The organism is Pantoea sp. EKM10T, from assembly GCF_011800685.1.
Lineage (GTDB): Bacteria > Pseudomonadota > Gammaproteobacteria > Enterobacterales > Enterobacteriaceae > Pantoea > Pantoea agglomerans.
On sequence record NZ_JAALEU010000002.1, the window covers coordinates 325,862 to 347,573 of the forward strand.

Here is a 21,712-nt window from a genome sequence, read left to right on the forward strand (position 1 = left end):
CTGAAACAGAAACAACGTATGCCTGCCAGACCAGGTTATTCATCCGGTTCCCTGTGTGGGGCCGGTCCTAATCCGTTTAACAAGAGGTGCATCATGGACCGATATCCACGAAATGATTCCATCGTTCAATCCGCATCTCGCGGTTTACAAGCTTATATGGCGCAGGTTTATGGCTGGATGACCTGCGGTCTGTTACTGACGGCGTTTGTCTCCTGGTACGCTGCGCGCACGCCAGCGATCATGGAGCTGGTGTTTGCTAACCGCATCACCTTCTTCGGACTGATTATCGTGCAGCTGGGGCTGGTCTTCTTCCTGTCAGGCATGGTGCATCGCCTGAGCGGGGCCGTGGCAACCGGGCTGTTTATGCTCTATTCGGCGCTGACCGGCCTGACCATGGCGAGTATCTTCCTGGTTTACACTAACTCCTCGATCGCCAGCACCTTCTTTATCACGGCGGGGATGTTTGGCGCGATGAGCTTCTACGGCTATACCACCAAACGCGATCTCAGCCGTTTTGGCAGCCTGCTGTTTATGGCGCTGATTGGCATCGTGCTGGCGTCGCTGGTGAACTTCTGGCTGAAAAGCCCGGCGCTGATGTGGGCGATTACCTACATCGGGGTGGTGGTATTTGTGGGGTTAACGGCCTATGACACGCAGAAGCTGAAAAATATCGGTGAGCAGATCGATGCCCGCGATACGGAAAACCTGCGTCGCTACTCGATTATGGGCGCACTGACGCTGTATCTCGACTTTATCAACCTGTTCCTGATGCTGCTGCGGATTTTCGGCAACCGCCGTTAAGCCTGAGGGAGTAGCGGGGGAGGCGCACTGTCTGCGCCTCCCCTTTTTTATTACGACTTCTGCAACTTCTGCTCGTTCTTCTGACGCAGATGCTTCGCCCGACTCTCCAGCCCCAGATAGAGCACCAGCGCTAACAGCAGCGGCAGGATAAAGTAGAGCACGCGATAAGCCAGCAGCGCCGCAATGATAGTGCCATGCGAGGCGTGCTGACCGCTGAGTAACGCCAGGAAGACCGCTTCCAGCACGCCAATGCCCGCCGGAATATGAATGATTACCCCGGCAATACTGCTGATCAGCAGCACGCCCAGCACCATCGGATAACCGACGTCTCGTCCCAGCAGCAGCCAGATAATCGCCCCCATCACCATCCAGTTGGCACAGGAAACCGCAAACTGCAGCAGCGCCATGCGCAGCGAGGGCAGCTGCAGCGTTTGGCCTTTTACCGTCCAGCGACGCTGCTTTGAGAAGGCACAGGCCCAGAGGTAGACCGCCACCAGCACCAGCAGAGCGCCACCAATCAGCCGCAGGGTGGTTTCACCAATAAACCAGCCGCTGGGAATCGACACCATGCCCGCACTGAATACCACGCCCGCCAGCAGAATATAGCCCAGCCAGTTAGTGGCGATGCTCAGAGAGAAGATGCGGGTGATGGTGCCGCTATCCAGCCCTAACCGTGAATAGAGCCGGTAGCGCATCGCGACGCCACCCACCCAGGTGCTCAGCGTCAGGTTGAAGGCGTAACAGATAAACGACACCAGCATCACCTGCCGCTTCGCCAGCTTATGGCCGCAGTAGGCGCGTCCAATCAGGTCATAGCAGCCATACACCAGGTAACTCAGCACCACCAGTCCGGCGGCGGTCAGTACCACAAAGCGGTTGTAGTTAACGATGACGTCATAAACATCTTCCCAGTTCACTTTGCGGGCATAGACCACCAGCAGAACCACCACCGCGATGAAAAAGAGCACGGTGAGGATTTTTTTCGCCAGTTGCCAGCGTGGATGTTTTTTTGCCATCAGGATTTTGCTCCCGGGTTATCAGTTTCAACGCGATCCTGCGTCTCCATTTCAGGCTGTACCGGCTCACCCACCTGGGCCAGCAGCGGCGTATGCGCCGGCAGCCAGCCAGCGATGGCCGGGAAATGGCGCAGGAAGTGGAATACCACCACGCTTTTACTCAGTTGCCACCAGTTGCGCGGCGGTAAGCGATCTTCCTGTACGCGCTGGCAATCGTTGGCCAGCAGCGCTTCCAGGTTATCACGCAGCGTCTGGTTAAACGGTCTGTCGTGGATGATCAGATTGGCTTCAAGGTTAAGTGACAGGCTGAGCGGATCGAGATTGCTGGAGCCGACGGTGGCCCAGTAGTCGTCTTTTACCGCGATCTTGCCGTGCAGCGGGCGACGGATATATTCGTAAACTTCAACGCCGCCATCGACCAGATAGTTGTAGAGCAGCTCCGCGCCCACTTTCACAATCGGCATATCTGGCTCGCCCTGCACAATCAGTCGCACCCGGACGCCACGCTGCGCGGCGTTGCGCATCTCACGCAGCAGCCGGTAACCCGGGAAGAAGTAGGCATTGGCGATAATCACATCCCGCTTCGCCTCGCGCAGCATCTCCAGGTAGTGGACTTCGATGTCGTCACGATGCTCGTCGTTATCGCGATAAACATAGAGCACCTGAGCATCGCCGGGCGTGGCGTTGACCGCCGGACGATGAGAGCGCGATCCCCACCAGCGGCGGGTATTCTGTTCGCTGCCAATCGCCTGTTGCAGATAGCGGGCGATGTCGCCCACCACCGGGCCTTTGACCTGCACCGCATAATCCTGTTTGGCTTCCGGGCCATAATCGGTGTTGTGCTCGGCCGAGAAGTTAATGCCGCCTACAAAGGCTACCACGTCATCCACCACCACGGTTTTGCGGTGCAGGCGGCGGAAAACGTTGGTGCGCATCCCCATCACCAGCGGACGCGGATCGTAATAGATGAAACGCACGCCAGCGCTGGTCAGGCTGTTAACAAATTTGTCGGAGAGTTCGGCAGAGCCATAACCATCGACCATCACTTCGACCCGCACGCCGCGCTGGGCTGCCGCCAGCAGTTCGCGGTGCAGGGCGTTGCCCACGTCATCCTCAAACAGAATAAAGGTTTCGATTAATACCGTACGTTCCGCCCGCTGGATCGCGCCAAAGACCCGCGGGAAAAACGCTTCGCCATTTTCCAGCAACAGCAGCCGGTTGCCTTCCTGCCAGCTAAAATTCATAGGTGAATCTCCACCGCCAGCGGCGCATGGTCGGAAAGATGGGACCAGGGCTTGCGCGGCAGCGCCCACGGATGACTGACGGTGGCGTTGCGGACATAGATGCGGTCAAGCCGCAGGATCGGGAAGCGCGCCGGGAAGGTGCGCGCCGGGCGTCCGGTTTTCATGCTGAATACCTCTTTCAGGCCTGCGCCATGTTTCAGAATGGAGTTAGCGCGTCGCTGCCAGTCGTTGAAATCGCCCGCCACCACCACCGGCGCGTCGGGCGGCAGTGAGTTAACCATTTCACATATTTTCTTCATCTGCGCGTGACGATGGGCCACTTTCAGACCCAGATGAACGCAGATGACATGCAGCGTGCCGTGCGGCTCGGGCAGGGCGATCTGGCAGTGCAGCATACCGCGGTTTTCACTGCCCGCCACCGAGATATCCCGGTTCTCATAGTCGGCGATCGGGAAGCGAGACAGCACCGCATTGCCGTGATGCCCCTCCGGATAGACCGCATTACGCCCATAGGCGAAATCGTTCCATATGGTGTCGGCCAGAAACTCATAATGAGGAGAGTCGGGCCACTCCTCATGGTTAAGGGAGTGGATGGCATGCGTGCCCATCACCTCCTGCAGAAAGACCACATCCGCCTCCGTTGCGCGAACGGCGTCGCGTAATTCGGGCAGGATGAAGCGGCGATTGAAAGGGGCGAAACCCTTATGTGTATTGATCGTCAGGACTTTTATTGAAAATCCTTGCTTGTTTTGTGGCATACTCGCGACGCACTCCTTTTCATCATCAATAGAATCAAAGTGTAGTCTTTGTCACAAATGGGTGGTGAAAGAGGGCGAAAATTAGGGCGTTATCCGAAAATTGTTTTACATTGAGGAAATCGTTTCCGGCTTGTGCCGGTAGCACTTGGGCGACCTGTTGGGTCTGCCAGGAGAACTGAATGAAATGGTCTAATCGTATTCAAATTATCACGGGTCAAACGTTGTTGCATATTGCTATGCATCTGCTGGTGATCGCTGCACTGATCTGGGGCTGGAAGCACAAAGCGCTGGTTGATGTCTGCAGTACGCTGGTGGCGATGTACGCACTGGTTTTTGTTGCCATGCTGGTGACACAGCGCATTGCCCGTTTACGTACTCTCGGCGATTATCTTGAAGAAGCGACCACCACTTACTACTTTGGCGCCGCCATGATGACACTGTTCCTGGTGTCGCGGATTTACCACAACAACCTGCTGCTGGCGTGTCTCGGCGTAGTGATGTTGCTGGGTCCGGCGCTGGTCTCGCTGCTGGCGAAAGAGCCACCGCGACGAATCGAAAACAAACGTAGTTAAGTTGAAGGCCACCGGAAGGTGGCCTTCCTGTTTTCAGGCGGTTAAGTTGTGTCAGGAAATGTGAGCTATCTCGCACACTTCTCTTAAAGCTGTTACACTCGCCCGCTTACGCATCGTAGTTTGCGCCCTTTTCACGCGTCAGCCCTGGCTGGCGTCACTATCCCTCTGAAAACTACACCGTGAATCACGGTCAGAGCGGACCGGAGTAAATCACTTAATGTCTTTTGACTCTCTCGGCCTGAGTGCCGATATTTTGCGCGCGGTCGCCGAACAAGGCTACAGCGAACCCACACCTATCCAGCGCCAGGCGATTCCTGTTGTGCTGGCAGGCCGCGATCTGCTGGCGAGCGCCCAGACCGGCACCGGCAAAACAGCCGGCTTTACCTTACCGATGTTACAAAAACTCTCTGCCACTGCCACGCCCATCCGCGGTCGTCGCCCGGTGCGCGCCCTGATCCTGACCCCAACCCGTGAGCTCGCGGCGCAGGTCGGCGAAAACGTCAGCGACTACAGCAAATATCTCTCGCTGCGTTCCATGGTGGTGTTTGGTGGCGTCAGCATCAATCCACAGATGGTAAAACTGCGTGGCGGCGTCGATATCCTGGTGGCAACGCCTGGACGCCTGCTGGATCTGGCACAACAGAATGCGGTTGACCTGTCACAGGTCGAAATTCTGGTGCTGGATGAAGCGGACCGTATGCTGGATATGGGCTTTATCCACGACATCCGTCGCGTACTGGCACGTCTGCCGGCCAAACGTCAGAACCTGCTGTTCTCTGCCACCTTCTCTGATGAGATCAAAGGCCTGGCTGAAAAACTGCTGACCAACCCGGAAATGATTGAAGTGGCTCGCCGCAACACCGCCTCCGAGCAGGTCGCGCAGCAGGTGGCTTTCGTTGATAAGAAGCGTAAGCGTGAATTGTTGTCGCAGCTGATTGGCGAAGGCAACTGGCAGCAGGTGCTGGTCTTTACCCGTACCAAACACGGCGCGAACCACCTTGCCGAGCAGCTGGGCAAAGATGGCATCTCCGCCGCCGCGATCCACGGCAACAAGAGCCAGGGTGCACGTACCCGCGCGCTGGCCGACTTTAAGTCAGGCGGAATTCGCGTCCTGGTTGCCACCGATATCGCGGCCCGTGGCCTGGATATCGAAGAGCTGCCACACGTCGTGAACTATGAGCTGCCTAACGTCGCCGAAGATTACGTTCACCGTATTGGCCGTACCGGCCGTGCGGCGGCGACCGGTGTCGCACTGTCACTGGTCTGCGTCGATGAGCATAAACTGCTGCGTGATATCGAACGTCTGCTGAAGCGTGAAATCCCGCGTCTGGCCGTTGAAGGTTATGAACCCGATCCGAGCATCAAAGCGGAGCCGATCATCAACGGTCGTCAGCAGCAGTCTCGCGGCGGTGCAGGTGGTGGCGGCGGCCGTGGTCGCAGCCAGGGCGGACAGGGTGCAGGCGCATCGCGCTCATCTTCATCCGGCGAAAAGCGTCCTCAGGCGCGTCGTCAGAGCCAGGCCGCTCCTCAGGGCGATAGGCCCGCAGCCCGTCCGCGTCGTCCGGCAGCAGCGAAGCGTACCGGAAACGTCTGAGTATGAGGGTTTTACTGGCACCGATGGAGGGCGTGCTGGATTCACTGGTGCGCCAGCTGTTATCGGAAGTAAACGACTACGATCTCTGCATCACTGAGTTTTTGCGCGTGGTCGATCAACTGCTGCCGGTAAAATCTTTCTACCGTCTCTGCCCCGAACTGCATAACGCCAGCCGCACGCCTTCCGGCACGCGGGTGCGTATGCAGCTGCTGGGGCAGCATCCCGAATGGTTAGCCGAAAACGCCGCACGTGCGGTGGAACTGGGCTCATGGGGTGTGGATCTCAACTGTGGTTGTCCTTCTAAACTGGTCAACGGCAGCGGAGGCGGCGCAACTCTTCTTAAAGATCCCGATCTGATCTATCGCGGCGCGAAAGCGATGCGTGAAGCGGTGCCTGCAGATTTGCCGGTAACGGTGAAAGTGCGGCTCGGCTGGGACTCCAGCGCCCGCAGTCTGGAGATTGCCGATGCGGTGCAACAGGCCGGTGCCAGCGAGCTGGCGGTGCATGGACGAACCAAAGAAGAGGGCTACCGTGCAGAGGCGATCAACTGGCAGGCGATTGGCGACATTCGTCAGCGGCTGCGCATTCCGGTGATTGCCAATGGCGAAATCTGGGACTGGCAAAGCGCGCAACACTGTATGGCGGTAACCGGCTGCGATGCGGTGATGATTGGCCGTGGCGCACTGAACATCCCCAACCTGAGCCGGGTAGTGAAATATAACGAACCGCCGATGGCCTGGCCTGATGTGGTGCGGTTATTACAGAAATACAGCCGGCTGGAAAAGCAGGGCGATACCGGCCTCTACCACGTGGCGCGTATCAAACAGTGGCTCGGTTATCTGCGTAAAGCCTATGGCGAAGCCGATGGCTTATTCAGCGAAATCCGTGCGTTAAAATCGTCGGGCGACATTGCACAGGCGATTGATCGTCACGCGCATGTTCATGGTTTGTGATAAAAAATCAGGCGACCCTTTAGCGGCCTGACGGTATAGTGGGAAAAATTTCCTGGACCCCTTGCCTGCTATGTCTGACTCCGCTGTGTTGAGCAACAGCCAGCTCAACAAACGAATCCTCTCCGTTATTATCTTCACCTTCTTCTGCTATCTCTCTGTCGGACTGCCGCTGGCCGTGCTGCCAGGCTTCGTCAAAAATCATCTTGGCTTCAGCTCCTTTATCGCCGGACTGATTATCAGCATTCAATACTTTGCGACGCTGCTCAGCCGTCCGCAGTCGGGCCGTCTGGCCGATCGCCTTGGGCCAAAGCGGGTGGTGATGCTGGGACTGCTCTGCTGCGGTATGAGCGGGGTGCTGACTATCGTGGCCGCACTGCTGAGCGGCTGGCCGTGGCTGAGTCTGGCGCTGCTGGCCATCGGACGGCTGTTTCTCGGCGTAGGTGAAAGCTTCAGCAGCACCGGCTCAACCCTGTGGGGCATGAACATCGTCGGGCCAATGCAGACCGCGCGCGTGATCTCCTGGAACGGTGTTGCGACCTATCTGGCCATGGCCGTCGGTGCACCGCTGGGCGTGCTGCTGAACAGTGAATTTGGTATGAGTGGATTTGCCGGGCTGATTGCGATAATGGGCGTGGCGGGCTATCTGATGGCCAGCCGCAAACCGGCGGTGACGGTCAGTGTGGGCGAGCGCATTCCGTTTCACCGCGTCTTCTCCCGCGTCTGGCTCTATGGCCTGGCGCTGGGCTTCGGCACCATCGGTTTTGGCGTTATCGCCACCTTTATCACCCTCTATTTTGCCAGCCGTGACTGGCAGGGCGCGGCCTATGCGCTGACGCTGTTCAGCCTGGGGTTTGTGCTGGTGCGACTGGGTTTTGGTCGCTTTATTACCCGTTTCGGCGGGCTGCGCGTGTCGCTCTTCTCATTCCTGCTGGAATGTCTGGGACTGCTGATTATCTGGCAGGCGGACAGCGCCTGGCTGGTAGGGGCGGGCGCATTCCTCACCGGTAGCGGATTTTCGCTGGTCTTTCCGGCGCTGGGCGTTGAGGCGGTTAAACGGGTTGAGCGCCAGGATCAGGGCTCGGCGCTGGGCACCTATTCCGCTTTTCTCGATCTGGGCCTGGGTTTAACCGGCCCGGTGGCGGGATTGCTTATCGGACACTGGGGGATGCAGTCAGTCTATCTGGCGGCGGCGTTGATGGTGCTGGGGGCGCTGCTGATTACCCTGCGGCTTTACTGGCAGCAGCGGCTTATCGCCTGAATGACGATAAGCCGCAGACCGTTAAAAATGGCTGAACGCCCAGTAAAGCAGGGCAGAGAGCAGAACAGATACCGGCAGCGTTAAAATCCAGGCGACGGCCAGGTTACGCAGCGTCGAGAGCTGCAAGCCGGAACGGTTCGCCGCCATGGTGCCCGCCACGCCGGATGAGAGCACGTGTGTGGTAGAAACCGGTAAACCGAAACCGTCTGCCGCGCCGATGGTCATCATCGCCACCAGTTCGGCGCTGGCGCCCTGGGCATAGCTCAGATGGGTTTTACCGATCCGTTCTCCCACTGTGACTACAATCCGGCGCCAGCCGACCATGGTGCCCAGTCCCAGCGCAATCGCCACCACCACTTTCACCCACATCGGAATAAAGCGGGTGGCGCTGTCGAGTTCCGTTTTCACTGCCTTGAGATTGCGTTCCGTCTCCTGCGGCAGTCTGACCTCGGCGCTCTGCAGATGCTTGATCGATTCTGACGCCAGATACATCTGGTTGCGGGTATTGGTCACCGCCTGGGCTGGAATGTTTTCCATTGAACCGTAACGACGAATCTCATCGCCGACTTCGCGCAGCGTCATCGCCAGCGCGGGCAGCACGTCGGGATTCATGCTGTTGCTGCCAACAAAGCCGGTCAGTACCTCACGGGCCGGAGGAGGGTTCGCCGAAGCGGGTTGCAGTTGCAGCAGCTGATGGGCGGTCACTTCGTTCAGCGCCGCGACGCGCGGGATCTGATCGGGTGGCAGCGATCGGTTCAGGGCGTAGGCGATCGGCATGGTGCCCACCAGGATCAGCATAATCAGCCCCATTCCTTTCTGACCATCGTTAGAGCCGTGCGCAAACGACACGCCGGTACAGGTCAGGATCAGCAGGCCGCGGATCCAGACCGGTGGCGGCTGATTGCTTTCCGGCGCCTGATAAAGCTGGCGATTGCGGATAAACAGTTTCATCACCCACAGCAGCAGCCCGGCGCAGACAAAGCCGACCACCGGCGACAGCAGCAGTGCATAGCCGACCTTCAGTGCCTGATCCCAGTCAACCCCGCTCAGACCGCTGCGTCCGTGCAGCATCGCATTGGCAACGCCGACGCCGATGATCGAGCCGATCAGCGTATGGGACGACGACGACGGCAGCCCTAAATACCAGGTGCCCAGGTTCCAGATAATCGCTGAGAAGAGCAGCGCATAGACCATGGCAAACCCGCTGCCGCTGCTGGCCTGCAGGATCAACTCCACCGGCAGCAGTGAGATAATGCCAAACGCCACCACGCCGCTGGAGAGCAGCACACCCAGAAAGTTACAGAAACCGGACCAGACCACCGCGACGCCGGGCGTCAGCGAATGGGTGTAGATCACGGTCGCCACGGCATTGGCGGTATCGTGAAAGCCATTCACGAACTCAAAGCCGAGCGCAATCAGCAGTGCCAGCCCCAGCAGAAAGAACGGCAGATAGCTGGTGACCGGCATATTGGTCTCTTCAACATCGCTGACCAGATTGAGGCCAGCGAACGCCAGTCCGGCAACCAGCAGAATAAAGAACAGCGGTTTACTGAAACGGCTATTTTTGCCGTTGAAATCGGGGCGACCTCGGGCTGATGAGGAGGAGAGACTGTTTTCGCTCATGGTGTACCTCTGGTGGCTGATGCCGGATGCTGATTTGCACCGGGTCAACGCAGTGTGATACGCGCTTTATATGACAGATTAATGATCGTCGGACGGGGCATTCTGAGCGGAGTGCGGGGAAAAACGCGGAAACGCAGGCAATAAAAAAGCCAGCGAAAGGCGCTGGCTTCTGCAAGCAGGGCGGCAATTACGAGCTGGTATTGGCCGCGGCTGCAGGTGCTGCTGGTGTTACCGGAGCGGCCGGTGCGGCTGGCTCAGTGGCCGGCTGCTGTGGCTGCGCGGCATCACTGTTTGCACCCTGAGAGGTGACTGGCGTCATTGGCTCTTCCTGTGGCACAGCCTGCGGGTTTTCCGGCATCGGAACTGGCGCAGTCTGGATGTTGTTCTCCACGCCGTTCACTTTTACTGGCATACCGGTACGGCCCTGAATCGCGCCATTAACCTGATCCTGATTGACGCTGGCATCAACCAGAACTTTGCTCACCGCCTGATTCAGCGTAATCGGCACCAGCTCACGCGAGTTGAACTGCTCTTCGGTGGTCGACAGCGGGTTATGCACTTCTACATACCGTGAACCGTCTGGCTCCACGGTCGCTTTTACCGGCTGATCAACAAACTGTACGCGCGTGCCGACCGGCACGTTCTGATACAGCCATTTAATATCGTCAGCGCGCAGACGCACACAACCATGGCTCACGCGCAGGCCGATACCGAAGTTGGCGTTGGTGCCGTGAATCGCATAGAGACGACCGATATAGAGCGCATACAGGCCCATCGGGTTATCCGGGCCTGGCGGGAAGACCGCTGGCAGGGTTTCACCGCGCGCCGCGTAATCCGCATGCATGCCTTTGGTTGGCGTCCAGGTTGGGCCATCTTTTTTACGTTCTACCGCTGTGGTCCAGTTAATCGGGGTATCTTTACCCAGTTCACCGATACCAATAGGCAACACCACCACGGTTTTGCTGCCTTTCGGATAGTAGTAAAGACGCATCTCCGCGCTGTTAATCACAATGCCTTCACGCGGTGCGTCCGGCAGGATGAGCTGCTGTGGGATGATCATTTTGCTGCCAGCCTTAGGCAGATAAACGTCAACGCCCGGATTGGCTTCCAGCATATTGCTGAGGCCCATCTGGTACTGCGCCGCAAAAGCTTCCAGCGGCAGTTTGCTGTCTTCAGGGACAGTAATTTCGATATTTTCGCCGATCAGACGGCTATTGGCCGGCGGTAACGGGTAAACCACAGCAAAGGCTGACTGGCTGAAGGCCGCCAGAGCCAGTGCGATTGAAGCGAAAGCGCGAATGATTTTCATATTTTACAATTCTTTATCGCCATATTTCAGGCTGTTCAGTGTGTCGAATTCATGCTGGCCAATGTGACCTGCTGCGCATTATATGTTCATTAATCTGACGTTGTGAATCGGGATTTTAACCTGCCTGCAATACTTTACGTAAATTCACCGCGGATGTTAGCGCATTTCCGTAAAGCAGGGCGCTAAAAATGGGGCTTTCCGGGGTTATCCCTGACTAAGGTTGCCACTGCGTTTGTTCGCCGCTGAGTTTGCGGTTCAGGAAAAAGGCGGCACTGATTAACGCCAGATGGGTCAGCGCCTGCGGCGTGTTGCCCAGCGCATGGCCGTGGCTGTCAAACTCCTCCGCGTAGAGGCCCAGTGGATTGGCGTAGCTCAGCAACTTTTCAAATTCAAAATGCGCTTCCTGAATCCGGCCCGCGCGCGCCAGACACTCGACATACCAGAAGGAGCAGGCTCCGAACGACCCTTCTGAGCCTTTCAGGCCATCGGCGGGCGTCTCATGCGTATTGTAACGGCGCACCATACCGTCGCTGACCAGATTGGTTTTGATCGCATCCAGCGTGGCAATCCAGTCCGGGTCGGTGGCTCCCACAAAACGCACCAGCGGCATCAGCAGCATTGAGGCGTCGAGATATTCGCCATGACGGGTCGAAGAGAAGTGACCCTTCTCACTGTTCCAGAAGTTAGCCCAGATATCTTCGCGGATCTCCCGGCGCGCCCGATCCCAGCGTTCATAAGGCATTGGCAGCGATCGCTTCATGCCCAGACGCAGCGCGCGATCCATCGCCACCCAGCACATCAGACGAGAGTGCAGGAAATGTTCCGGTTCACCGCGCATCTCCCAGATACCGGCATCGGGCTGATCCCAGTTCTCACACAGCCAGTCGATCATTTTGACGACATGTTCCCAGCCGCGCTGGGAGATCGCCTCACCATATTTATTGGCCAGATAGACCGCATCCATCAGCTCGCCATAGATGTCGAGCTGGGTCTGCTGCCAGGCGTCATTGCCGATGCGCACCGGACGGGAATCGGCATAGCCGGAGAGATTCAGCAGCTCCATCTCGTGCAGTTCGGTGCCGCTGTCCAGCCGGTACATGACCTGCAGGCGCATCTCATCGTGATGGCTGTTTTCAACGCAGCGACCAACCCAGTGGGTAAAGTGTTTGGCTTCATCGATATAGCCCAGCCGCATCAGGGCATACATGCTGAACGAGGCGTCACGGATCCAGGAGGCGCGATAGTCCCAGTTGCGTTCACCGCCCAGCTCTTCGGGCAGGCCAAAGGTCGCTGCCGCCGCAATAGAGCCATGCTGATGCGAAGTCAGCAGTTTGAGGACCAGCGCCGAACGCTGCACCATTTCGCGCCAGCGTCCCTGATAGTTACTGTGGGCGCTCCAGCGTCGCCAGTAGTTCAGCGTCTCTTCAAAGCAATGTTCGGTGGTCAGGGCTTCGATATGCGCATCATCCACGCTGCCAAATTCAAACTGCGCATGTTCACCGGGTTGTAACGTGAAGAGGGCGGTCGCGCTCTCATCCTCCAGCGTCATCGCCACGCTGGCGGCGAGGCGCAGCGACGGCTGGCCTTCGGCATGAAAATCGATACAGCCGTTGTGCGCCTCTGCACGGGTCTGCGCCCGGGCATAGTCGTGACGCGGTGAACAGCGCAGGCTAAAGGTCGCGCTGCCGCGAACCATTTTGACCCGCCGGATCAGACGCGGCAGCTTGTCCTTGTCATCACAAATCGGCATGTAGTCGGTGATTTCCGCTACGCCTTCATCATCCAGCCAGCGGGTCTGCAGGATGTTGGTATCGGGCAGGTAGAGCTGCTGACGTCGCGCATTGGGCCAGTCAGGGGCCAGGGAGAAAAGCCCGGCATCATCGCTGTCGAGCAGGGCGGCAAAGACCGACGGGCTGTCGAGTTCCGGCCAGCAGAGATAATCAATGGTGCCATCATTCGCGACCAGTGCGCAGGTGCGCAAATCTCCGATCACGCCATGGTCTTCAATCTTACGTTTTACCTTACTCATCCTCATCTCCCTGTCAGTGTCCATCCTAACTATAGCTGAGCCATCTGATGCGGCTTCGTTTGGGCACAGATGGTTAACGTAAGGTTGAATGAGGCAGGGAAGGGGTGAGGGCGGGTGAGACATGGGAAATCGCCAGCAGGGTCGCCTGGCGCTGCTCAGCGTCGGCGACCCTTACCACCGGTCAGCTCACTCTCATAGCGGGTGGCGTCTGCTGGCGAATCCGTGGTTCATTTATTCCTGGTCGGCACGACGGTTGTGCCAGCGGCGGATCACCCAGCGCAGCGCAAAGGCGAATACCACTGCGCCGACCAGCCACAGCAGATGCTTCAGATGCTGGTCGAGTTTATGCAGCCACGGCGCGATGATGCCGCCCGCGAAATAGCCCAGTGTGACAAAGATCAGCGCCCAGATGGCCGCCCCGATGACGTTAAGAATAAAAAATTTCATCGGATTAAGGCGGCTGGCCCCGATGATGATTGGGCCAATCAGTCGAAAGCCATACATAAAGCGCACGCCAATCACAAACAGGCTGGGACGGCGTTTAATCAGGCGGTTCGCCTTGACCACTTTATCCTGATGCTTTTTAAAGCGGCGCAGGATCTGTGTGCCCCAGCGGCGACCGACCCAGTAGAGCAGTTGATCGCCGACAATACCGCCACCCATTGCGGCCAGCACCACTCCCACGTAATGCAGCAGCCCCTCATGCGCGGCGACGCCGCCCAGCAACGTAAATGTTTCCCCCTCGGCGATACAGCCAATAAAAAGTGCCAGATAACCGTACTGCGTAATTAATGCGTTGATATCCAGATGCAAAATGACCCTCCCTGTTCAGTGACTGTTTCTTCCAGTCTATACGCGATTTGGCTTCGCTTCCGCCCGTGCCTCATGGGTCCGTTTATTTATGCTGTTTTTTTGTCCGATCACCACGAAAGTTTCGCTGCCGTTTATACTTGAGAGGACGCTGCCCCCAAAGACGGATGCATCATCGGGCGGCCCACTGCATCAGAGGAGTGAATCTATGAATCATGTCTGGGGTCTGCTGGCGCATCCGAATCAGGAAATGCGTCATATCAAGCAAGAGAATGAGAGCGTATCGCACCATTACACCCACCATGTTCTGCTGATGGCGGCGATTCCGGTGATCTGCGCCTTTATCGGCACAACTCAGCTGGGCTGGAATCTGGGCGAGGGGCAATATGTGCAACTCAACCTGTTGACCGGGATTGGGCTTGGCATTCTGTTCTATCTGATTATTCTGGGTGGCGTCGCGGTAATGGGACGCGTGATTCACTGGATGGCACGTGATTATCCGCAGCGCCCCGGCGTACAGCGCTGTACGGTGTTTGCGGGCTATGTGGCCACGCCGCTGTTTCTCAGCGGGCTGGTGGCACTCTATCCACTGGTCTGGCTCTGCGTGCTGGCGGGCGCCCTGGCGCTACTCTACACCGGCTATCTGCTCTATATCGGTATTCCACTGTTTCTTAATATCGACCGCGAAGAGAGTCTGCGTTTTTCCGGTTCAACGCTGGCCATCGGCGTGCTGGTATTTGAAGTATTACTGGCATTAACCGTGGTGCTGTGGGGATATGGACCGCATCTGTTCTGACCGATCGCTGCCGCCGCTCTGGCGGCAGTTCTCTTTTTACGCCCGGAAACACTCTCACCAGGAAATTTCTTAACCTTACGGGTATGATATCGCCGCCAGCCCGCGCTCCGACCTCACTGAAGCGGGCGGCCTGTGTCGGTCTGACACAGTACATATTCATAACCGGGTTTTTTCTACGATGCCTGCAAAAATTCGTTCCACCCTGCTTTCGCTGGCGCTGCTCGTTTCAGGGCAGATTGTTTCACTTCCGGCGCAGGCGACGACGTCGCTGTCGCAACTGGCGCCGATTGCTCAGCCGCAGATCGCCTCTGGCAGTGCGATGATTGTCGATCTCACGACCAATAAAGTGCTGTTTTCAAGCCACCCTGATCGGGTCAGGCCCATTGCCTCCATCACCAAGCTGATGACTGCTATGGTGGTGCTGGATGCGCATCTGCCGATGAACGAGATGATAACTGTCGATGTCAGCCAGACGCCGGAAATGCGGGGTGTCTTCTCACGCGTTAAGCTCAACAGCCAGATCAGCCGCCGGAATATGCTGCTGCTGGCGCTGATGTCCTCAGAAAACCGCGCCGCCGCCAGCCTGGCTCATGCTTATCCGGGCGGCTATAACGCCTTTATCCGGGCGATGAACGCGAAAGCGCGGTCACTGGGCATGAAACAGACCCGCTACGTGGAGCCAACCGGCCTGTCGACGCAAAACGTCTCCAGCGCCCAGGATCTGGTTAAATTACTCAAAGCAACGCGGGAATATCCGCTGCTTGGCGCGCTCAGCACCACTAAAGAGGAGACGGCAGTGTTTGCCCATCCGAGCTATGCGCTGCCGTTCCGCAACACCAACCATCTGGTCTATAAAGATGACTGGCACATTCAGCTGACCAAAACCGGTTACACCGATGAGGCGGGCCACTGCCTGGTGATGCGCACCATGATTAATAATCGTCCGGTGGCGCTGGTGGTGCTGGATGCCTTTGGCAAATATACCCACTTCGCCGACGCTAACCGTCTGCGCAGCTGGATTGAGACCGGTAAAGCGGCGCCGGTGCCGGCTGCCGCACTGGCCTATAAAAAACAGAAGTCGGGCCAGGTTGCCAGTAATGGGGCCAGCAGCGCCGACGTTGAGTAGAAAACAGCCGGTGTTGCGCGCTGCGGACACTGGCATTACCTGCAGGCTGAGCGGGTATCCGGGATGATGCAGGCAGAGGCGTACAGCGATTTTCACGCTTCTGTCTGCACCGAATTAGCCCGAAAAATGCCCGTTATTCCTATATTGCCATCCCTTGCAAAGCCCTACACTACGCGCGACTGGCGAGGGACGATCGCCTGATTTAAGCTGCCGGAATCTTACTCATATGTTTAAGCTACGATCCTTTTTTGCATTGTTAATGCTGGCGCTGGTGGCGTTTGCCCCGGCGCTGACGCTGGCCGCGGATGATAAGGCCACTGCTGCTCAGGAACAGGATGCTCCGCCGAAGCTGAATGCTGCGGTTGAACTGCCGAAAATGCAGAAGATCCTCGATAAAATCAAAAGTCAGGTCTCCGTTGATGCTGGCGAAAACAAGCTGACTCAGCTGAATGAAATGGCGCTTGAGCTCTCAGGCAGTGCCGACACGCTGGGCCAGGCGCTGCTCCCCGATCGCCAGCAACTGGAAGCCCAATTGCAGGTTCTGGGGCCGGCACCTAAAGCCGACAGCGGCGTAAAAGAGACGTCGGAAGTCACGCGCAAGCGTAACGCGCTGGAGAGTCAGAAAAGCAAACTCGACGACCAGATCAAACAGGCCGAAGGCATTAAAAATGGCGCGCTGATGCTCTCCTCGCAGATTGTTAACCTGCGCCGCGATCAGCTGAAAAGCCAGCTGGCGCTGAACTCCGGCACCATTCTGGGGCCGCGCTTCTGGTCACCACTGCTCAATAGTCAGGATCTGGATGGCGAAAAAATCGGTGAATTCCTGCAGGAGTTGCAGGACACCGCGGCACTCTCATGGGAGCCAGGCTGGCGCGTGGGCAGTGTCTTCTGGCTGCTGGCTGCGATGCTGGTGATGACGGCTGGCCGTCGTTACAGCGAAGAGTTTCTGGCCTGGATTAGCATTCACAAACTGCCGGAAGGGAAGCTGCGCCGCAGTTTCCTGGCGGCAGCGATAGCCCTGACCACCCTGGTGGCTGTCGTCCTCACCTTTAACTTTATCGCCCTGGCCTTTACCCGCCGTGATGAGGTTTCTGAAAACGTTCAGGACTTTGTGGATCAACTGGTTCGGCTCAGTGTCTTTTGTGGCCTGATTGCCGGACTGGGACGCGCTTTCCTCTCTACCCGTCGACCCAGCTGGCGTTTACCGACCATCTCCAATGAAGTGGCGATGGCGTTAAAACCGTTTCCACCGATTACCGCCGTGCTGGTCTTTATCTTCCAGACGGTCGAAGCGTTTAACTACAGCGTCGGCACCAGCCTGAATACCACCATTTTTGCCAACGGGCTGACGGCACTGCTGATTGGTACTACCGCGCTGGCGATCAGCATGCGCACCAACCGGGTTCGTCGCCGTATGACCCAGGCGGGCACACCACCAGAGGCTCGTTCTACGCTGGTCGGACTGATCCAGATGGGCCTGACGCTGACCGGCATCGCCATTCTGGTGTCGCTGCTCATCGGTTACGTCACGCTGGCGCGCTTCCTGAGTTATGAAGTGATCTGGTGCGGCCTGCTGTTTGGTTCGTTCTACTTCCTCAGTCATCTGCTCAACGATGGCTGTGAGAGCCTGTTCTCGACCAGTAACGCAACCGGTCGCCGCATTCAGAGTTCGCTTAACATCAATGAGCGTCATCTGCAGCAAACGGCTACGTTGCTGACGGCCATCGGTAAAACCTTCCTGGTGCTGGTTGTGGCGCTGGCGCTGGTCAACGGGACCTTTGCCTCTTCAACGCCGATTGAACTGCTGCAAAAAGTGATTGAGTTCTGGGGCGGTAAAGGGCTTGAATCCCTGAATATCGTCCCGGCGCATATGGTGAATGCGATTATCTGCCTGATCGTCGGCATCTATGTGCTGCGAACGGTGCGCCGCTGGCTCGACACTGATTTCCTGCCGAAAACCACCATGGATGTGGGCATGCGGGTGTCGCTGGTGACGCTGTTCAGCAACATCGGTTATGTACTGGTCATCCTGCTGACGTTGTCGATCATGGGTCTGCAGTGGAATAAGCTGGCCTGGATCGTCAGTGCCTTGTCGGTAGGTATCGGTTTTGGCTTACAGGAGATTGTGAAGAACTTTATCTCGGGGCTGATTCTGTTGACCGAGCGGCCAGTGAAGGTTGGCGATCTGGTGAGCATCAGCGGTATCGAAGGAGATATCCGCCGGATTAACGTGCGCGCCACCGAGATCCAGCTGGGCGATAAATCCACGGTGATTGTGCCGAACTCGCAGTTTATCTCGCAGAACGTGCGAAATGCCACCATGGGTAATGCGCAGGGGGTGGTCACGATTACGCTGACGTTCCCGCTCGACATCGATCCGGCGAAAGTGCGCGATATTCTGCTGGAGGTCTACAACGAAAATGAACGCATTCTGGAGACGCCAGAGCCATCCGTTTCGTTTAAAGATCTGACTCAGCAGGGAATTATACTGAGCGTCACCGGTAACGTGGCGGGTCAGCGCCAGATCGCAGGGGCGAAGAGCGATCTGCTGTTCGATATTCTGACGCGTCTGCGTAAAGAGGGCATTCTGCTCTCCACACCGCAAACCATGATTATCGAGCGCCGTCAGCAGATGGCGGGTGCGGAGCCGGTCCCCGAAGAGAAGCTGGTTTAGGTGTGAAAGGGCCGACTGCTGTCTAATGCTGATCAGTTAAGATCAGATTTGTAAAGGCTGCCACGGTCAAACGTGGCAGCTTTTTTTCTGGGCGAGCGAGCAACAGCGGCGCTCAGGCCTTCACTATCGTGCCCTTTTTAACAATACACACTGAAGTTTCAGAGCAGGCTGGGGCCGGGCAGGGGCAGGTAATCCGCAGCGCTGAACAGAATGAGTCTGCCAGGAGAGCCCGCAGGACGCGGGCGAAAGGCGGGGCGGCACAGGATGTGCCATCCCCGTCGGTCCGTCAGGCAGGCGAATGAAGTGAAGGAACCGCGCAGCGGCGCGAGGACCGCCAGCCCCTGCCCGGCACCAGACTGCGTTATCCCCTGTCGCTTAACTGACTGCCATTAGACTTCTGTCGGCCTTTTTCATATTCAAACGCTGGCTTCTCAGCCCGTTCACACTTCGCTTTCTACAGGGATTCAACGCGCTACAGGGATTCAACGCGGCTGGTGCGCTGCCCGTCGCGGCTCACCGAGCGAATTGCCACCGCACCGCTGACCTGCGGCGGTCTGGTGGCATCGTAGCGCTGCCAGTTTGTGCCCTTGTCCAGGCTGTACTCCAGCGTAACGCCCGGTAAGGCCACGTTCATCGACAGGATGCCATCAACGATTCTGGCTCCCGGCACTGGCAGGCGATAATCGATACCCGCCTTATCCAGCTTCGCCAGTTCCCGCTGTCCCAGCAGATTGGCAAATCGCTGCCAGTCATTCAGGCGTGCCTGCAGATCGACGAGATGGGTTTTACCCCCCGCATACTCCTGACCCGCCTTGTAATCCTGCTCCCAGCTGGCGCGGTGCCAGCTTCGTTCCGCTGCTGCAAACAGGCGAGGATAGATCATGTGCTCCATTTGAGCATCAGTGCGTACCGTTTCGCTCCACAGCTGGGCCGAAATGCCGTAAGCACCGCTCCAGAGCTTCTCTGATTTGGCGCTGAAAAAGTTGCCGTCGCGATCCACCGAGGTTTCAGCATTCTGCGGCAGGTTGTCCGGCGCGAAGCCAAAGATTTTGCGCTCGTCGTTGAAGCGCGTGCCCCAGTAATAGCCGCGTTCCAGCGGGTTAACTTCATACGGAAAATCCAGATAGAGATAGTCGGGGCTGGAGATCACCACGTCGTAACCTTTCTGTGACCAGTCGCTGGCTGTGTCAAAACCGCCCCAGTAGAGGGTGTCCCAGAAGTTGACCGCGACGCGCGGTGTGGCAAAGGCTGCTGAATCTTTGGCATGTTTTAAACCATCCTGCCAGGCCTGCATTTTGCCAATACCGTGCCGGTTAACAATGTCACTGACGGTCAGGGCAAAGTAGCTCGGCAGGTGCGCCAGATCGTCCACTTTGCCGCTCTTCACCAGCGCCTGACAAACCTGCGATTTCGCCCACGGCAGATCTTCTTTACTCCAGTCGCGCAGACCGGTGCCCGGTTTAGGGTCGCGTTTATCCGAGTAGCCAGCACCCAGCCGGATATTCTTCGCTTCGTCACCGCCAAAATGCCAGACGCCGAGCGGCTGTCCCGCTTCCCGGTGCATCGCCTGCATCTCACCGATCACTTTATCGACAAACCGCTGTGAACCCGCAATGCAGGGATTAAGATAGCTCGTGCGGTCATAGAGCTGCACCGAGGTGGTATTAGAGTCGTCGGTGGGATCGATCAGGCGATACGCACTGGCCTGTTCAGATTGTCCCTCCTTCATCAGCCGCTGATAGCGCGCTTCCATGGCGATGACGGCGGCACGGGCATGGGCGGGCATATCGATTTCCGGGATCACCTGGATGTGACGGGCCTGCGCATACTTCACAATCTCGATGTAGTCGGCACGACTGAAATAGCCGCTGCCGTTGTTATCGCTGAACGGACCGGAACCGAGCTGCGGCAGCAGGCAGTGCTGTTCGCTCAGGTCATGGCAGCGCTTAGCCCCCACGTCAGTCAATTCCGGTAAGCCGGGAATCTCAATCCGCCAGCCCTCATCGTCACTAAGGTGAAAGTGGAAGCGGTTCATCTTCCATGCTGCCATCTGATCAAGCAGCCGCATCACTGCCTGCTTAGTGTGAAAGTTACGGGCAACGTCAAGAAACGCGCCGCGATAGGCAAAGCGTGGCGCATCATGGGCTTCCAGCGTGGCAATACGCGGCGCGCCTTCGGTGGGTATCAGCGAGAGAATCGACATCAGACCGTAGAACGCACCGGCAGCATCGTAGCCCACCACAATGGCGCGGCGGGGAGTGATATCCAGATCGTATGCGCCTGGTTTAGCCTGTTTGCCGCTGAAGTGATCCGGTTTGATCTGCGTCCTGATAGCAAATCCATCAGCCGCTTCTTTCAGGCCGAGCAGGGTCAGACGCTGCTTCACCGCCTCACCGGTTTCACGGGTCAGCCCGGTCAGAGACAGACTGACGCCACGGCTGAGATCGGCATCCTGCGGACGCAGTTTTACCGCAAGCGGCGTGGGTGTGATTTGACCGCGCAGCGCGGAGGCGGGCAGGGTGGCAACATCGCTGTTTTTATCAAACCGGCTGGCGGGTTGCATCAGGATATTCCAGTCATCGGCACTGCGTCGCCAGTTATCCCCTAGCGGCAACACAAACTGGCTGGGATCTTCATGATCGGTGCTGGCAATAATTTTGGGGGTGGCCTGCCCGGACGTCACATACCAGCGCGGCATCACATCCGTGGCAAACAGCTGCCAGTATTCGTTAACGATCGGAATCTGCACCGATTCGCCCGCGCCAATGCCGGTGAACTTCTCAGTCGGCTCCAGCCGGGTCAGGTCGCCGACCAGATGGGTCATTTTAAACTGATCGTTATCGACACGCAGGGTCTGGTGGACGTTGCTCATGTAGATTGCCCAGTGTTTGTCGGTCAGGGCTGGGCCGTTATTGGTCAGGGTAATGGTGGCGCGATTGCAGGCGGCATAGTCGGCACCCAGCGCAGCGCAGTCGGTGCCATGAAGGGCGGCCTGATTATCGTTCACCTGATAAGTGACGCCAAACTGGCTGATCTGATTCACCACCTGCTGCGCTGACGAGCTGGCGTGGCCTGTGGCTGCAACGCCCAGCAGAGTGAGCGCGATAAGGCTTAACTTAAACATATTGATTCATCCTTGCTGCTGAAGA

Annotated in this window: 16 protein-coding genes; 8 read left to right on the forward strand and 8 right to left on the reverse strand. The window is 57.6% G+C overall.

The window, feature by feature from the left end:
* Positions 1–93 precede the first annotated feature (93 nt).
* Positions 94–801 (forward strand): Bax inhibitor-1/YccA family protein, encoded by a 708-nt coding sequence (locus HFD95_RS05120; RefSeq protein WP_010260256.1) that lies wholly within the window; start codon positions 94–96, stop codon positions 799–801.
* A 50-nt stretch (positions 802–851) separates the two neighbouring features.
* On the opposite strand, the gene HFD95_RS05125 is transcribed toward HFD95_RS05120, so the two are convergent.
* From HFD95_RS05125 to HFD95_RS05135, 3 genes are read right to left on the reverse strand one after another with little or no spacing between them, the layout of a single operon-like run.
* Positions 852–1,817 carry a lysylphosphatidylglycerol synthase domain-containing protein gene (locus tag HFD95_RS05125; RefSeq protein WP_033757029.1) on the reverse strand — a complete coding sequence of 322 codons (966 nt, stop codon included), beginning with the start codon at positions 1,815–1,817 and terminating at the stop codon, positions 852–854.
* On the reverse strand, positions 1,817–3,061 hold the full coding sequence (clsB, locus tag HFD95_RS05130) for a cardiolipin synthase ClsB (RefSeq protein ID WP_010260263.1): 1,245 nt from the start codon (positions 3,059–3,061) through the stop codon (positions 1,817–1,819). The genes HFD95_RS05125 and clsB overlap by 1 nt, the downstream gene beginning before the upstream one ends.
* Entirely contained in the window at positions 3,058–3,819 is a 762-nt protein-coding gene (locus HFD95_RS05135) for an endonuclease/exonuclease/phosphatase family protein (RefSeq protein WP_022626009.1), read from the reverse strand. The genes clsB and HFD95_RS05135 overlap by 4 nt, the downstream gene beginning before the upstream one ends.
* A gap of 179 nt (positions 3,820–3,998) precedes the next feature.
* On the opposite strand from HFD95_RS05135, the gene HFD95_RS05140 reads away from it, so the two are divergent.
* The 4 genes from HFD95_RS05140 to HFD95_RS05155 all read left to right on the forward strand — a co-directional run bounded on the left by HFD95_RS05140 (position 3,999) and on the right by HFD95_RS05155 (position 8,196).
* Positions 3,999–4,391, forward strand: a complete 393-nt coding sequence (locus HFD95_RS05140) for a YbhQ family protein (protein ID WP_031594396.1) — start codon at positions 3,999–4,001, stop codon at positions 4,389–4,391.
* A gap of 217 nt (positions 4,392–4,608) precedes the next feature.
* Positions 4,609–5,985, forward strand: coding sequence for an ATP-dependent RNA helicase RhlE (gene rhlE, locus HFD95_RS05145; protein WP_033779545.1), 1,377 nt, complete (start codon positions 4,609–4,611; stop codon positions 5,983–5,985).
* Positions 5,986–5,987: 2 nt separating this feature from the next.
* Positions 5,988–6,938, forward strand: a complete 951-nt coding sequence (dusC, locus tag HFD95_RS05150) for a tRNA dihydrouridine(16) synthase DusC (RefSeq protein ID WP_022626007.1) — start codon at positions 5,988–5,990, stop codon at positions 6,936–6,938.
* Positions 6,939–7,008: 70 nt separating this feature from the next.
* Complete coding sequence (locus HFD95_RS05155; protein ID WP_163799226.1) at positions 7,009–8,196, forward strand: MFS transporter; 1,188 nt, start codon at positions 7,009–7,011, stop codon at positions 8,194–8,196.
* Positions 8,197–8,217: 21 nt separating this feature from the next.
* On the opposite strand, the gene HFD95_RS05160 is transcribed toward HFD95_RS05155, so the two are convergent.
* The 4 genes from HFD95_RS05160 to HFD95_RS05175 all read right to left on the reverse strand — a co-directional run bounded on the left by HFD95_RS05160 (position 8,218) and on the right by HFD95_RS05175 (position 13,970).
* Positions 8,218–9,819 carry an inorganic phosphate transporter gene (locus HFD95_RS05160; protein WP_062758120.1) on the reverse strand — a complete coding sequence of 534 codons (1,602 nt, stop codon included), beginning with the start codon at positions 9,817–9,819 and terminating at the stop codon, positions 8,218–8,220.
* Between the two features lie 187 nt (positions 9,820–10,006).
* Positions 10,007–11,128 carry a L,D-transpeptidase family protein gene (locus tag HFD95_RS05165; protein ID WP_010260287.1) on the reverse strand — a complete coding sequence of 374 codons (1,122 nt, stop codon included), beginning with the start codon at positions 11,126–11,128 and terminating at the stop codon, positions 10,007–10,009.
* Positions 11,129–11,342: 214 nt separating this feature from the next.
* A complete protein-coding gene (locus HFD95_RS05170) occupies positions 11,343–13,157 on the reverse strand; it encodes a glycoside hydrolase family 15 protein (RefSeq protein ID WP_033779539.1) in 1,815 nt (604 codons plus the stop codon).
* A 231-nt stretch (positions 13,158–13,388) separates the two neighbouring features.
* Entirely contained in the window at positions 13,389–13,970 is a 582-nt protein-coding gene (locus HFD95_RS05175) for a DedA family protein (protein WP_010260294.1), read from the reverse strand.
* A 205-nt stretch (positions 13,971–14,175) separates the two neighbouring features.
* On the opposite strand from HFD95_RS05175, the gene HFD95_RS05180 reads away from it, so the two are divergent.
* The 3 genes from HFD95_RS05180 (at position 14,176) to HFD95_RS05190 (ending at position 18,563) form a co-directional block, all read left to right on the forward strand.
* Positions 14,176–14,763, forward strand: a complete 588-nt coding sequence (locus HFD95_RS05180) for a Yip1 family protein (RefSeq protein WP_010260296.1) — start codon at positions 14,176–14,178, stop codon at positions 14,761–14,763.
* A 178-nt stretch (positions 14,764–14,941) separates the two neighbouring features.
* A complete protein-coding gene (gene pbpG, locus HFD95_RS05185; RefSeq protein WP_010669685.1) occupies positions 14,942–15,889 on the forward strand; it encodes a D-alanyl-D-alanine endopeptidase in 948 nt (315 codons plus the stop codon).
* A 226-nt stretch (positions 15,890–16,115) separates the two neighbouring features.
* Complete coding sequence (locus tag HFD95_RS05190) at positions 16,116–18,563, forward strand: DUF3772 domain-containing protein (protein ID WP_010260302.1); 2,448 nt, start codon at positions 16,116–16,118, stop codon at positions 18,561–18,563.
* A 472-nt stretch (positions 18,564–19,035) separates the two neighbouring features.
* Here the strand turns inward: HFD95_RS05190 and HFD95_RS05195 are convergent, their stop codons facing one another.
* Positions 19,036–21,687 carry a beta-N-acetylhexosaminidase gene (locus HFD95_RS05195; protein ID WP_167429915.1) on the reverse strand — a complete coding sequence of 884 codons (2,652 nt, stop codon included), beginning with the start codon at positions 21,685–21,687 and terminating at the stop codon, positions 19,036–19,038.
* Between the last annotated feature and the right edge of the window lie 25 nt (positions 21,688–21,712).